Raw genomic sequence first — 13,634 nt, 5'->3', positions numbered from 1 at the left:
AAGGTTTGTTAACCATGACCGTACAATACCAACGCCCGGGTAATGGGCATTATGTGGTGCATGAACTCTCCACCTGGCTGTGCCGTGACCAAGTCACGCTCACGGGTGGCGATTATGACTCCGGCACTGTGCTTGGCAAAGTCACCAGTACCGGCCAGTACACGCAATTTAATCCAACGGCTTCGGATGGGAGTGAAGTCCCGGCAGGTATTCTCTACACCCGCGCCAATGCGACGGATGCGCCAAAGGATGTTGTGATGACCTCAGGTTTAACCGCTGTACATGGCAAATGCTTGGTTTGGCCTGAAACCATCACGGCTGAACAACAACAATCGGCGATGGTGTCGCTTCGCCAACTCAACATCAAATGCGTATAAGAGGAACACCATGGCAGAACTCGTCGATGTTTTAAATTCAGATGCCTTTGCGGTCACCACCATGACCGAGGCGATCAACGAAGTGGAAACGGTACCAGATAGGCTGGAGCGCTTGAACCTGTTTCGCCCCAATCCCATTCGCACCGAAAGCATTATGATAGATGCCCATTCGGAAAAGCTTTCGCTGATCAACACGTCTATTCGTGGTGAAGCACCAGAGGTTAGACAACGGACGTATGGGAATACCCGGAATTTAAGTTCGGTTCGATTGGCTGTTGCTGCGAAAGTGATGGCGTCTGAGCTCGCTTTTATTCGTGCGCTGGGTACCACGGCAGCCATTGAGTCCGTACAAAAGGAATTCGCCCGTCGCTTTAATCAATTGATGGACGATATGCGCACCACCCATGAGCATATGCGTCTTGGAGCATTGCAAGGGAAGTTGATTAATGCCAAAGGCCAACTCGTGTATGACTATTACAAAGAATTTGGGATCGACCCCAACCCGGAGATCTTCTTTGATTTAACCAACCTCATGGATGGCAATTTAAAAGAACTGATCGCCCAGGAGGTTTTGCGTCCCATGCAACGGGCTGCAAAGGGCTGTCGCTTTAATGAGATCCGAGCACTGTGTGGTGATGGGTTTTGGGATAGTCTCATTAAAAATCCAGAAGTGCGCGAGACCTACAAGGTGCAACTGGATGGTCAAACCCTGCGTGAGCCGGGCATTGGCTTTGAGCTGCGCTTCGGTGGGGTGATTTGGGAGAACTATGTGGGCACGGATGATAATAAAACGGTCGCGGTTCAACCGAATGAGGTGTGTTTCTTCCCAGCAGGCGCGCAATCGGATGTGTTTGAGATGGTGCTCTCACCCGGTGAGTCCTTTGGTGATATTGGCGAGGAAGGCCAGAAATTCTATGCGATGCAGTTGATGGATGAAAAGCGGCATCACTTTGTGGATTTGGAACTGTATAGCTACCCACTGTTTTACGCACGCCGCCCGAAAATGCTATTTAAAGGGCAACTTGGCAGCTCTGAAAGCACCGTAGCAATGGATACGGAGAGCCATACGAGTCAGCCGAATGTGGATGAACTCTTGGTCAGAATGAACGAGATGCAAGCCACCATTGCAGCACTGGAAGCCAAGGCGGTGCCGGAGGATGAGTCCACACTGTTGACAGACGACAACATCCCTTTGGTGGATGAGGATGATATCGCCGCCGAAGGGGAGTTGGAGCGCACTGCACCTATCGAGAGTGAAGCGCAAACACCTTCAGCGGCGGGGCACCATACCAGAAAAACCAATCGGCGTAAAAACTAAATGGATATCCATCAAGCATTTGGGCGCATGGACCGCGCCATTGACCGCCATCTCGGGCAGGATATAGAGGTCTCGATCCCTGGGGAGGGTATACGTACCATCCGCGGCACCTTTACCCATGAAACCCAGTGGGTAGAGGTGGGCAACCGTCGGATGAAATCGGCTATCCCGATTTTAAGTGGGTCACTCTCTGCCTGGGGCGAGGTTGCCAAGGATTGGAAACTGACCATTGAAGGCCAAGACTACAGCCCCACAGATTGGCTGCCCGATGGGGTGAGCTATCTAAAAATTCATCTTGCGCCTTATGTAGACCCAAGCAGCGACCCGATCGACATCCCAATCTATGGCACCTGACTATTTCGATATCGACCTTGATGGACTCAAAGCCTTTCAACAACAAATTGGTGCCACGGATGAGGAGTTTATCAAGGCGGCCAATCGGGCCTTACAACGCACCGCAGTCACCTTAAAAGGCATGACAGCCCGAATGGGCAAAAACGCGATGGCGGCGAAAAAGGTCGCAGATGTTCGCAAGCGCTTATCCAAGCTGTATCTGCGACGAGCCAAGGACTTCAACGAACTCAAGCTGTGGTTTGGTCTGAATGATATGTCTGTCAGTCGTCTTCGTGGACGGATGAGCAATCGCGGCAGTGATGCCCGTTTTGTGCCGAAAGGTCGAGCGGTAGATATGCAAGACTATGAAAACTCTTTTGCGGGAACGCTTAGGGGTAAACGCTCGATTTGGCGCAGGCGCAAACGAAGAGATCAAAAACCCAAGGAACAAATGGTGCCGATCCAGGATGGCCTTGAGGTGGATATTGAGGATGAAATTTTGAGTCAGGTGCCTGAGATTTTTGCCCATCACTTCATGACGGATTTAAGGGGGAGGGTCAGTATTCGCCAATAACTGTATTTATATACAGCTATGTAGTTTCACCCATGTCGAAAATATCAATGGCGCTGAAAGCCGCGTTAAATCAGGGGTTACCCCACTTTTATCTCTCTTCTTACCTTACAGGAGATGACCCATTTTGCATGGTCTGGATATACATACAGGTGTTCGTTTAGGCGATTACCAAACCGCTGTGGCCAATTGGCTGACTGGACATAAGTCATACTTAAGCAGCATAAATACTGACGCAAAGTCATTTGATACTCAGTCTAAAGGATTGAACGCATTTTTAGATATTCATGGTTGGCATGACTTTCAGTCAGTCGGGAACGGGCAATATCAAGCGATGTTGCAATGTAGCTTGGTCCTGAGCTGTCCAAGAAGCATTGAACACGCCCAAACCCTGACTTGTGATGCCGCGATGGATTTATGTGTAAGCATTCAAGATAACCACTTTGGACAACCGACAGAGCCACCATCCCATATTCAAGCCTTTGAAGATGCGTTTGATCCGCATATGGACGCCTTTGTGTGTTGGCGTGTGGAATGGCAACAGGTGGTGCAAGTGGGGGTAGACATGTTTGTGGAAAATGGAACACCGCCTGAGCATATCTACTTCTCAGAGTCCCCAAACACAGGCACCGATCACGAAGATGATTACCAACGAATTTAATATCGCAGAGCTAGAGCGCCAGATGCTCAATGTGGTGCGGCTAGGGAAAATCCTTGAAGTGGATCACGCCAAACGAGAAGTCCTCATCAAACTGGGTGAGAACCGCGCCTTAGTCCCATGGCCTTGTGATATTGGGCTCAACTACATCCGCTGGCAGCCGCTTCGGGTGGGGACACAAGTGGTGTTGGTGTGTAGCTGTGGCGATTTAGCCCAGGCGCGGATTGTGGGGATGTTGTACACCAACGATTTACCCCCGCCCAGCACCGATGAACATGTCGATATCCTCCAATTTAATGATGGCTCGATGATGAAATACGACAGCAGCAAATCAGAAATGACGGTGAAGTCTGTTGGCAATCTCACCATCAAGGTCGATGGTGATGTCACCATTGATGCCAGTCAGATCGCGTTGAACGGGGGCGCTGGTGTTGTGACTGGCAAGTGTGTCTGCGCCTATACCGGGAAGCCGCACTCTGATTTCTCCAACACAGTTACCGCAGGAAAATAATATGGCGCTCTCACCAGATTCTTTAAAGTACAGACTAGCGCAGTCCTTGGAAGCCAAAGGGTTTCGCCTGGATAATGAACATTCTCGCACCATGGATTTACTCGAAGCCATCGCCCAATCCGTGGTCGATGAGCTACAACAAAACGCAAAGGTCATTGTCCCGTCGGGCTCTTCCTCAGGCACCTACAAAGTCCAATAAATGCAAAGCTTCGATATTGATACAGGGCAGCCCATCGCCGGGATGGACCACTTGCGCCAATCCATTCGGGATATTTTAACCACCCCAATTGGATCGCGGGTGATGCGGCCGAAATATGGCTCAAGTCTTTTTGAGTTGATTGATGCGCCGATGAATGGGCCGGTACTCTCTCGTGTCGTGGCAGCGACGGCAGAAGCGTTGGACCAATGGGAACCGCGGCTCAAGGTGACGCGCATCACGCCACAGGCGATTTCACCGGGAAAGCTCTCCATTGATATTGAAGGCGTTTACCTGGAAACCGGACGGACGATCACATTTCAAGGCATTCAGATATGAGCTATACACCGATCCAACTGGATCAGCTGCCACCGCCAGATGTGGTGGAAACGTTGGACTATGAGCAAATCGTCAATGCCATGGTCACGCAATTACAGGACAACGCCCCGGAGCTAGATGGCGTCAATGTCTTGTCAGATCCCATTCGTAAGACGATAGAGGTCTTAGCCTATCGTGAATTATTACTCAGGCAACGGATCAACGATGCCGCTCAATCCGTGATGCTGGCCCACGCTAAGGGCAATGACTTAGAAAACTTGGGTGCTTTGTTTGGGGTGGCGCGTCATGAAGGCGAGTTGGATGTAGACTATCGCGCACGCATTCAGCTCTCGCCAGAGGGTTACAGCACCGCAGGCCCGATTGGTGGTTATATCTATCATGCGACATCCGCATCAAGCCGGGTGAAAGACGTGTCGGTGCTGAGTCCTTCGCCTGGGGTGGTGCATGTGTATGTGCTCTCCAATGAAGGCGATGGCACGGTGGATGATGAATTACGACACCTTGTCGAATTGGGACTCAGTGATGAAGATATTCGCCCCTTAACGGATAGGGTAGAAGTGCTTGGCGCCAATATTGTGCAATACAGTGTGCAAGCGACACTGACTCTCCATTCTGGACCGGATGCGGCGATGGTGAAAACCCATGCCATGCGGGCACTATTGGGTTATGTGAACCAGCAACATCGTTTAAACCAAGCGGTGAATCTCTCCGGGGTTTATGCCGCCTTGCACCAGCCGGGTGTGTCTGATGTAGAACTGATTTCGCCAACGGAGAACTTATCGCCCAAGCCCGATACCGCTTATTTTTGCACAGGGGTGGATATTCAATGACATCCTTATTGCCACTCAATCGCACGCCCTTAGAAACCGCATTGGAGTCTACGCAATCCCGAGTGGATCTCCTCTCCGTGCCGATTCGCGTGTTGTGGGATCCCTGGGCCTGTCCTGAGCACTTATTGCCGTGGCTGGCCTGGGCCGTTTCAGTCGAAACCTGGGACAGCCAATGGCCGGCGCAGGTCAAGCGCCAAACCATCGACGCTTCGATTGCCGTGCACATGAAAAAAGGCACCATTGGCGCACTCAAAAAAGGCTTGGCAGCCTTTGGGGTGTCTACCCAGGTGCTGCGCTGGTTTGAATATGGTGGTCAGCCACAAACCGCGAAAGTCAGAGCATTGGCCTCAGATAACTTGGGGCAGGATGGCACAACCTTGCTGACGCCAGCACTTCAGCGCCAACTGCTCGCCATGATTGAACACACCAAGCCTGTCAGCGCCCATATCGATTTTGAATTGGGCGCCAGTGTTACAAATAGCGTCTGCGTTGCCAGTGCGATGCGTACGGATGTGCTCCAGCGGACACAAGCGGATTGTAAAGTCCCTGAAACCCCAAGCTTTGCGCATCTGTCCTTGGCTGTTGCCTGTCCAAAAGTGAAGGAAGTGCAGTATACACAGGCGCCATGCGATGTCCCCATTGCCAACCAAAGCAGCTTATCTTGTGCGATCAGCGGACACAGTTACACCCTTGAATACACCATTTGGGAGTGTCAATGAAACATATTCAACCCATTATTACCCAAGCGGGCCTCAATGCCTCAGTGGGGTTCGATGGCAAGGCCGTCAAGATTGATGTGGCCTATATCGGCATTGGGGATCATGGCTATCAACCCAAACGCACCCATACCGCGCTCTCGAATGAACGTTTGCGCCTGCCGATTGCCGATGCCCTGAAAACCAGCCCAACCCAGTGGCAGGTGGCCGCACTGTTTGATACTGGCCCTGAGTTTCCCGTTCGGGAGGTCGGCGCGTATTTATCCGATGGGACGTTATTGGCCCTGTGGAGCCATCCAGAAGATGTTTTGTATTGGAATACGGAATACAACCACGCCATCCAAGCCTTTTCGCTGGGATTGGAGGCGTTGCCCCCGGATAGTGTCAATGTGATCTCGACGGGCAGTCTCAATCTGTTTTTCGACAGCGAATTTGCTCAGATGGCGGCTGTTCAGATCGGCAATATGACTCGCCACCTCACCGCCTTAATTTCCCAAAACCTCCATTTATAGAGAACCCAAATGGCCTTAAATGACGATATTGTGCGGCTTGCCACCAAAGCCGACACACTCACGCAGACGGTGGAAGACACCATTGTGGATATCAATGGTGCCGTTCAAAACGCACGTACCGAGATGGATACCTTTATCCAGACGGCGCGCAGTGAATATATTCGATTTACCCACTATGTTGCCTTGCCGGAGAAAGTCTTTATTCCGGCTTTAGGCTTATCCGATAATGAAATTGCCCAGTACACCTACGATATGCCCGCGGATTACACGCCCGCGAAAAGCGATGGGACCGTGTGTTTTGCCGATATTGTGGAGTTTGCCAATGGGTTTAACCAAGTGCCGTTGCCTGAGGGCATGCACGCCTATCTGAATCTGTTGGTGAATGTGTCAGGCAGTGTAGCCGCCACCATGCATACCAAGGTGCACATGCTGCGCTTGAATACGGCCCAAGGGGCTTATCACCCGCATGATTCCATTACAGAGCCGTTTTTACTCCTGGGCGAGGATGATAACCCCATGCACGATATTTCTGGCCGGGATTGGGGTGATAAATATCAGGACCGAAACCAAATGAAGATCACGAACTTCTATTGGCGAAACTATCTATCGTGGACCACGCTGCGCGTCTTGAATTTAGGCAAGCGTGACTTGGAGATCTTCGGGGTTGGGGTGGAGGTGCGCCAATGAAAATCATCAAAAACCAAGAAATTATTTACTCGGGCCGTCCACTGCGCACCCATGAGCTGAAGATTTACGGCAGCCCACAAAGTTACACCCTCCAGTATGAACAGTCGGAGGTCTTGCAACTGAGGCGTGCCGCTTATGAGGCTGAGTCAGACCCGCTGTTTATGGAATGGCAGTATGACCAAACGGACGCCAAGAAACAGGCATGGCAAAGCGCTGTGGCTGCCATCAAAGCCCGTTATCCAATCGAAGGAGAATAACCATGGCAGACCAATATTTACATGGGGCGGAGATTGTTGAAGTCGATAGCGGTGTGCGTGCTATTCAAACCGTCAAAACCTCCATTATCGGCTTGGTGGGGACCGCACCAGATGCGGACGATGATGTGTTTCCAACGGATTTTCCGATTGTGGTCAGCCCCAATACCGACCTAACCAAGTTAGGCGAGACAGGCACGTTAGCGCAATCCCTCTCAGGCATTTTCGACCAAATTGGTGCAGTCGTCGTGATGGTGCGGGTGGCAACCGATGACAATGATGCCACCACGATCGCCAATGTCGCGGGCAGCAATGCCAATAACGTGTACACGGGTGTTTATGCACTCTTAGGTGCAGAATCTCAAGTCGGGCTGAAGCCCCGTATTCTCATTGCCCCTGGCTTTAGTCACCAACCGACGGTGTTGGCGAACCTGGGCACCATTGCCAATCGGATGCGGGCCATGGCGTATGTGGATGGGCCAAATGAAACCGACGCCAAAGCGATTGAACTGGCCAAATCCGCAGGTAAACGGGTCTACATGTGCGACCCTTGGCTGATGGTGGGCAATCGGATGGAGCCGCCATCGGCACGATTGGCGGGGGTTCGGGCAAGAGTCGATAACGAACTTGGCTTTCATGTGCCGATTTCCAATCAGGTGATCAACGGTATTACAGGCACAAGTCAACCCGTGGATTTCACCTTTGGGGATAAGAACTGCCGCGCGAATATTCTCAATGAAAACCATATCGGCACCATCACCCATCAAGGTGGGTTTCGTGCGTGGGGGACGCGGGTGTGTGGCACGTCGGACCCGAAATGGGCGTTTGAGAATGTGGTGCGCTCGTCTGATGTGATGCATGATTCACTTCTGCGCGCCCACCTATGGGCAGTGGATCGGAATATCACCAAAGCCTATCTCGATGAAGTCCCCGCCGGGGTGAATGCGTACCTGCGCCACTTGGTGAGCATTGGTGCAATATTGGGCGGGACGTGTGAAGCGGATGCATCGCTCAATACGCCTGAGAACATTGCCCAGGGCAAGGTCTTTTTCAATTTCAAATACACCCCGGCTTATTGTGCGGAGCATATTACGTTTCGCTCGCACCTGACCCACGAATTTATTCAGGAGGCTTTATCATGAGCAGTTTTCCTCAAACCTTGTACGGTATGGAATTGTTCGTCGATGGTTTTGCCCACGGCGGCACCATTGAAAAAATGCAGCTGCCGAAGCTAAAAATGAAAACGGAAGAATATCGCGGGGGCGGGATGAATGCCCCTGTGGAGGTTGAAATGGGGATGGAGTCCCTGAATTGTCGATTTACCTTAAATGCTTACCGAAAAGAGCTGTTTGGACTCTTGGGACTGGTGCCCGGTAATGAAGTCAATGTGACCTGTCGGGGCTACTTCAAAGAAGGTCAGCAGGAAAAGAAAGCGATGGTGGTCTTGCACGGGTCTTGGAAAGAGCTGGATTTTGGGGAGTGGGCGCCAGGAACCAAACCACCCCTGGTGATTGAGATGAGTCCCACGTTTTATGCGCTGACCCTCGATAATATCCCGGTGATCACGATTGATATCGTCAACGATATCCGCATGATCGGCGGTGTGGATCAGCTTGCAGGGATGCGCGCCGCATTAGGACGATAGCGCAATGAAATATCAGGTCTCACGCCCATTTCAAATCAAGGGCAGGCACTATGCGGTATCTGAAACCATAGAACTGCCCCCATCCGATGCCCAGTTTTTAGCGGCGTCGGGCAACATTCAACCGCAACAAGAAAAGAGAAAGTCCCATGAAAACAAACGAACTCACACTCCAAGATCCGATTGAGCGTCATGGCGAGAGCATTGCAGTGCTCACATTTCGGGTGCCGACGGTGCGCGACCTGGAATTGGTGGATGACATTGAGTCCACATTAAAGCGCACGATCCATATTATGGCGAATGTCTGTCAGTGGACCCCGGATGAAGTGTCGGCATTATCCATTCGTGACTATAAAGCGTTCGAAGCTGCATTATTCGATTTTTTGGAATAAGGGCGAAAGACCTACGCCCCGCCATAGCGACGATGGCGGCCACGCTGCATTTCTCATTGACTGAAATCGAGTCCATGTCCATCCCGAAATTCATGGACTATCTCAACATCACCAACCAAATGAATCGACCGCCTGATGCCTGACCAACAAAAAATCAGCCTCTCCGCCCGTCTGGGGTTAGAGGATAAATTCTCTCAGCCTGCGAAGACGATTGGGGCGAGTGCAAGTAAACTCGCGTCCAAATTGGAAGTACACCAATCCAAAATGGAACGGTTTTCCAAGTTGGGACAGCAAACACAAAGCTTGTCCCAGCTGGAAACCAAGTTGGGCAGCCTGGGTCAGTCGTTTGATAAAAGCGCTGCAAAAACAGCCAAGGCCGGGCGGGCGTATCATGCGGCAAAGGTCACGCAAAATCAATTGGTTGAATCGGTGACTGTGTCACGCAAAGAAGTGGCGCAGTTAAACACGACCATTGGTCAGCAAAAAACGCTGATTGCCGAGCTTCAGAAAAAGAAGACCGGGCATAAAAAAACGGATAAGGAGATTGTTGAGCGCATCAAGAAGGAGCGGGAACAGTTAAAGCTTCTCAATGAGCAACACCGCAAAGCCAAAAAGGTTTTAGCGGAGCGAAGCGCCCAGGAGAAAAAGGCGGCTGCGGATGTTCGCGATTTAGGCCAGCAGTTTGAAAAAACCAAAGCCCAGTCGGATAAGCTGAAAAACGCGCATCAATCCCACAAACAAAAAGCCAGTGCGCTGCGTCATGAACTACGCCAAGCCGGAGTCGATACAAGACTGTTAGCGACAGAGCAAAACCGCTTGGCTGCATCTTTGGAGAAAAGCCAGCAACGGATGGCGAGTTATGCGGCCCATGAGCGCAACATCCGTCAATCACGTCGGAACTTTGATCGTCGCCTGCAACAAGCGGGCAATTTAGCGCTGATTGGGCAGGGGATGCAAAGCATTGGTCATCGTACTTTAGGGATGGCGCGTTCCCCTTTGGATGAAATGCGCCAAGTGGAAAAAGGCAAAGGCGCACTGCAATCGCTGGGGATGACAGACACGCAAAGCACCATTAATGAAGGTCGCCGTATTCAGAATCGTTATGCCGGGATGAAGGCGGCGGATATTGTCACGGCGGCTTACGATATCAAATCGGGGATTTCATCATTGACCGATAAAGGGGTGGCGGAGTGGGCAGGGCTTGCTGCGATGACCGCCAAAGCCACCAAGGCAGAAGTAGGACAAATGACCAGTTTGTTTGCAGCTGGGTATGGCACCTTTAAAGACACGCTCTACAAACAGAAAACCGATGATGAATTCGGGGCCTTGTTCTCGGCGGGTCTTGCTAAGTCTGTGCAGCAGTTTCGGACTGATGGTGCCCAAATGCAGCAAGGCTTTCAGTCGATGGGTGCAGGATTGGCGGTGGCGAATGTTCCACTATCTGAACAATTTACCGCATTGGGGATGCTCCAACGCACCGATGTGGCGGGCTCTTCGGGGACGGTCATGGCATCGCTGGAGCGCAATGCCGCCAAGGCCCAAGAGAACTACCAAAAACAAGGCGCTGACGTTCAGATACTCAACGCCCAGGGCAATCTCAATTCACTGCCACAACTCCTTTCTGAGCTACAACAGCATTACGGCCAGCGATACACCTCAAAAATCGGGGCAGATATCCAAAAGGCGTTTGGCTCAGAAGAAGCGGTGAAGTTCTTTAAAGCCTTGTGGGGCCAGCAAGACGTCTTTCGGGAAAACCAAAGCGCTGTGTCGGATGCGATGAAGCAAGGCAAGCAGTTCACCCAAAGCATGGCGCGGCTGATGGACCGAAATATGGATGCCAAGCTATCTGTGATGCAACAACGCTGGGATGGGGTGAAAGAGCGGATCGGTTATGCGCTCATTCCTACCTTAGAGCGTCTGATGCCAAGTATTGAATCGCTGACCGGATGGCTCACGCGGACCATCGAGAAAAACCAAGGGCTGACCAGCACACTCTTACAAGGTGTTGGTGTGGTGGGTTTGGTCGCTTCCGTGGCAGCGCCTGCGGTGATCGCAGTATCCTCGTTGACCATGGCGATTGCGGCACTGTCTTATATGGCAGACCGCACCAAAGGGAAGCTGGCCATGTCTGCCTTGTCGGATGAAATGGACGGTGGCAAAGGAAGAAAGGGAAAGCGCGGACGTTTTAGGTTCTCCAAAGGCAAAGCGCTCGGTGCCATTGGCACTGTTGCGGGTGTCGCAGCCATTGGCAGTACGCTCTTTGATGGAGAACTCTCCGGCAAAGAAAAAGCGGCCAATATCGCTGAAGATACAGGCGCGATCGGTGGTGCACTGGCAGGCGGAAAACTCGGCGCGGTGGCAGGGACTGCGGTCATGCCTGGACTTGGCTCAGGGATTGGCGCGTTGATCGGCGGTATTGTTGGCGCACTCTCCGGTGGCGCCCTGGGTGGCTTGATCGGAGATGCGATCAAGGGCGAGCCTGAACCCACACCTGAGGTCCAAGCCATTCAAAAAGAGTTGAATACGACGGCTCAAACGCTGAACCAACAGCACAAGACAACACAGCACATCAACGTGAACATCGACAGCCAACCTGTGGTGAATATCGCGAAACAGGACTTCGATAAAGACACATTGATTGAAGACATTCTTGAAGCAAGTGCCAATCGCCAGCGTTTGCAACTGAGGGAGGCGCTCGCCGATGTCGGATAAAACCGTGATGATGACCTTGGGCCAGTTTGAGTTTTCCATTGCAACCGCGGCCTATAAATCCCTCAAAAGAACCACGGAATATCGCTGGGCCGAACAAGCGCGGTTTGGCATGCATCCGATGGTGCAATATGTGGGGCCGGGCAAGGATGAAATCCAGTTAGAGGGCGTCATTTATCCCCATTACTGGGGCGGTCTGAAACAAATCGAGACCATGCGCCAACAGGCCAATCATGGCAAAGGACTCCTGCTCACCGATGGCTTAGGCACGGTTCACGGTAATTGGGTGATCACCAAAATTGAAGCCAAACAGGGTGAGTTCTTACGCCAAGGCCAAGCCCGAAAAATTGAATTCGCGCTCACCCTTCGTTTTATGGAGCATGCATGATGCACTACATCACCAAAGCAGGCGAACGCCTGGATACCATTTGCTATCAAGTCTATGGCTCCAGCCATAAAACCGTTGAGCAAGTGTTAGCGGTCAATGCAGGATTGGCGCAATACGGCCCAATTCTCCCCGCAGGCGTCACCCTTGAACTGCCTGCGTTATCCAAACCGCACCAAGTCGAACACCTCATCAACCTGTGGTCCTAAATGAAACCAACGTTCCAAATCACGGCCAATAACCAGGATATCACCCAAGCAATCAAAGAAAGGCTGCTTCGGTTACGTCTCCTTGATAACACCGGATTGCAGAGTGACTCCCTCGCCATTCATTTGGATAACAAAGGATATGCCATCCAAATCCCACCGACAGGGGCAGAACTCAAAGTCGCCATCGGCTATGAAGAAACCAGCCTTGTGAACAAAGGAACCTTTATCGTGGATGAAGTGGAACTGACAGGCCCGCCGGATACCCTCATTATTCGGGCGAAAGCGGCGGATATGAAACAGCGCCTTAAGTCCCAACAAACCAAAAGTCATCGACAGAAGACCCTCAAGGATATCACCGAGCAAATCGCCACCGACCACGGTCTTATCCCAAAAGTATTCGATGAACTGGGTAACATCATCGTGGTAAGTGCAGAGCAGACCCAAGAATCAGATTTGCATTTTCTCACGCGATTATCCAAAGAATTTGATGCCATCGCAAAACCCGTCAATGGCTATCTGGTGCTTGCGCCAAAAGGCCAAGCGAAAAGTCAATCCGGTCAAGCAATTGCTCAAACCACCATCACCAAAACTGACCTCATCAACTACCGAATGACCCAGGCAGAGCGGGGTAAATACAAAAGCGTCTTGGCCCATTGGGACAATACTCAAACTGGTGAACGGGAGTCCGTGAAAGTCGGGCAGGGCGAACCCACCAAAACACTGCGTAAAACTTACGCCACACCAACCGAAGCCACGCAAGCGGCAACAGCTGAGCTGAAAGCACTGACGCGCGGTAAATTACACGGTAGTTTGACTTTAATAGGCAATCCCAAATTGGTGGCTGAAGGTGTCTTGAACATTGAAGGCGTGACGGGCTTTGTGAATGGAAAATATATCGTGAAGCGAGTGGAGCATGAAATCAGCGGGAGTGGGTATCGGTGTCGGGTGGATGTAGAGTTGGGGAAAGCTACCAGCTAGGCTGGTAGCTTATAAGT

20 protein-coding genes are annotated in these 13,634 nt (G+C 51.6%); all 20 read left to right on the top strand.

Annotated features, from left to right (window positions below; translation table 11 throughout):
* The first annotated feature begins 14 nt into the window (after positions 1 to 14).
* The 20 genes from C505_RS0109045 (at position 15) to C505_RS0108950 (ending at position 13,617) form a co-directional block, all read left to right on the top strand.
* Entirely contained in the window at positions 15 to 377 is a 363-nt protein-coding gene (locus C505_RS0109045) for a head decoration protein (protein ID WP_018692286.1), read from the top strand.
* 10 nt (positions 378 to 387) lie between these two features.
* The gene (locus C505_RS21900; protein WP_018692285.1) at positions 388 to 1,695 is read left to right on the top strand and encodes a major capsid protein; all 1,308 of its coding nucleotides are present in this window, start codon (positions 388 to 390) and stop codon (positions 1,693 to 1,695) included.
* The gene (locus C505_RS0109035; protein ID WP_018692284.1) at positions 1,696 to 2,049 is read left to right on the top strand and encodes a head-tail joining protein; all 354 of its coding nucleotides are present in this window, start codon (positions 1,696 to 1,698) and stop codon (positions 2,047 to 2,049) included.
* Entirely contained in the window at positions 2,039 to 2,602 is a 564-nt protein-coding gene (locus C505_RS0109030) for a hypothetical protein (protein WP_018692283.1), read from the top strand. Before C505_RS0109035 ends, C505_RS0109030 begins: the two co-directional genes overlap by 11 nt.
* A gap of 124 nt (positions 2,603 to 2,726) precedes the next feature.
* Positions 2,727 to 3,260, top strand: coding sequence for a hypothetical protein (locus C505_RS0109025; protein ID WP_018692282.1), 534 nt, complete (start codon positions 2,727 to 2,729; stop codon positions 3,258 to 3,260).
* Positions 3,241 to 3,768 carry a phage baseplate assembly protein V gene (locus tag C505_RS0109020; protein ID WP_018692281.1) on the top strand — a complete coding sequence of 176 codons (528 nt, stop codon included), beginning with the start codon at positions 3,241 to 3,243 and terminating at the stop codon, positions 3,766 to 3,768. Before C505_RS0109025 ends, C505_RS0109020 begins: the two co-directional genes overlap by 20 nt.
* A 1-nt stretch (position 3,769) precedes the next feature.
* Entirely contained in the window at positions 3,770 to 3,967 is a 198-nt protein-coding gene (locus C505_RS0109015) for a hypothetical protein (RefSeq protein WP_018692280.1), read from the top strand.
* A complete protein-coding gene (locus tag C505_RS0109010; RefSeq protein WP_018692279.1) occupies positions 3,968 to 4,303 on the top strand; it encodes a GPW/gp25 family protein in 336 nt (111 codons plus the stop codon). It begins immediately after the preceding gene.
* Positions 4,300 to 5,133, top strand: coding sequence for a baseplate assembly protein (locus tag C505_RS0109005; RefSeq protein ID WP_018692278.1), 834 nt, complete (start codon positions 4,300 to 4,302; stop codon positions 5,131 to 5,133). The genes C505_RS0109010 and C505_RS0109005 overlap by 4 nt, the downstream gene beginning before the upstream one ends.
* Positions 5,130 to 5,852: a phage tail protein I gene (locus C505_RS21895; RefSeq protein WP_018692277.1), complete on the top strand. Its 723-nt coding sequence runs from the start codon at positions 5,130 to 5,132 to the stop codon at positions 5,850 to 5,852. Before C505_RS0109005 ends, C505_RS21895 begins: the two co-directional genes overlap by 4 nt.
* Complete coding sequence (locus C505_RS21890; protein ID WP_018692276.1) at positions 5,849 to 6,361, top strand: phage tail-collar fiber domain-containing protein; 513 nt, start codon at positions 5,849 to 5,851, stop codon at positions 6,359 to 6,361. Before C505_RS21895 ends, C505_RS21890 begins: the two co-directional genes overlap by 4 nt.
* A gap of 9 nt (positions 6,362 to 6,370) precedes the next feature.
* Positions 6,371 to 7,048, top strand: a complete 678-nt coding sequence (locus C505_RS0108990; RefSeq protein WP_018692275.1) for a hypothetical protein — start codon at positions 6,371 to 6,373, stop codon at positions 7,046 to 7,048.
* On the top strand, positions 7,045 to 7,305 hold the full coding sequence (locus C505_RS21885; protein WP_018692274.1) for a hypothetical protein: 261 nt from the start codon (positions 7,045 to 7,047) through the stop codon (positions 7,303 to 7,305). Before C505_RS0108990 ends, C505_RS21885 begins: the two co-directional genes overlap by 4 nt.
* Before the next feature lie 2 nt (positions 7,306 to 7,307).
* Entirely contained in the window at positions 7,308 to 8,444 is a 1,137-nt protein-coding gene (locus tag C505_RS0108980; protein WP_018692273.1) for a phage tail sheath C-terminal domain-containing protein, read from the top strand.
* Complete coding sequence (locus C505_RS0108975) at positions 8,441 to 8,947, top strand: phage major tail tube protein (RefSeq protein WP_018692272.1); 507 nt, start codon at positions 8,441 to 8,443, stop codon at positions 8,945 to 8,947. The genes C505_RS0108980 and C505_RS0108975 overlap by 4 nt, the downstream gene beginning before the upstream one ends.
* A gap of 146 nt (positions 8,948 to 9,093) precedes the next feature.
* On the top strand, positions 9,094 to 9,336 hold the full coding sequence (locus C505_RS0108970; protein WP_018692271.1) for a phage tail assembly protein: 243 nt from the start codon (positions 9,094 to 9,096) through the stop codon (positions 9,334 to 9,336).
* A 135-nt stretch (positions 9,337 to 9,471) separates the two neighbouring features.
* Positions 9,472 to 12,048 carry a phage tail tape measure protein gene (locus C505_RS0108965; protein ID WP_018692270.1) on the top strand — a complete coding sequence of 859 codons (2,577 nt, stop codon included), beginning with the start codon at positions 9,472 to 9,474 and terminating at the stop codon, positions 12,046 to 12,048.
* On the top strand, positions 12,038 to 12,433 hold the full coding sequence (locus C505_RS0108960; RefSeq protein WP_018692269.1) for a phage tail protein: 396 nt from the start codon (positions 12,038 to 12,040) through the stop codon (positions 12,431 to 12,433). Before C505_RS0108965 ends, C505_RS0108960 begins: the two co-directional genes overlap by 11 nt.
* The gene (locus C505_RS0108955) at positions 12,430 to 12,639 is read left to right on the top strand and encodes a tail protein X (RefSeq protein WP_245556342.1); all 210 of its coding nucleotides are present in this window, start codon (positions 12,430 to 12,432) and stop codon (positions 12,637 to 12,639) included. Before C505_RS0108960 ends, C505_RS0108955 begins: the two co-directional genes overlap by 4 nt.
* Positions 12,640 to 13,617, top strand: coding sequence for a contractile injection system protein, VgrG/Pvc8 family (locus tag C505_RS0108950; RefSeq protein WP_018692267.1), 978 nt, complete (start codon positions 12,640 to 12,642; stop codon positions 13,615 to 13,617).
* The last annotated feature ends 17 nt before the right edge of the window (positions 13,618 to 13,634 follow it).

Origin of the sequence: Algicola sagamiensis DSM 14643 (genome assembly GCF_000374485.1) — a bacterium.
Classification (GTDB): Bacteria; Pseudomonadota; Gammaproteobacteria; order Enterobacterales; family Alteromonadaceae; genus Algicola; species Algicola sagamiensis.
Note: the sequence above shows the minus strand (reverse complement) of the source record. Positions and strands in the feature narration are given on the sequence as shown.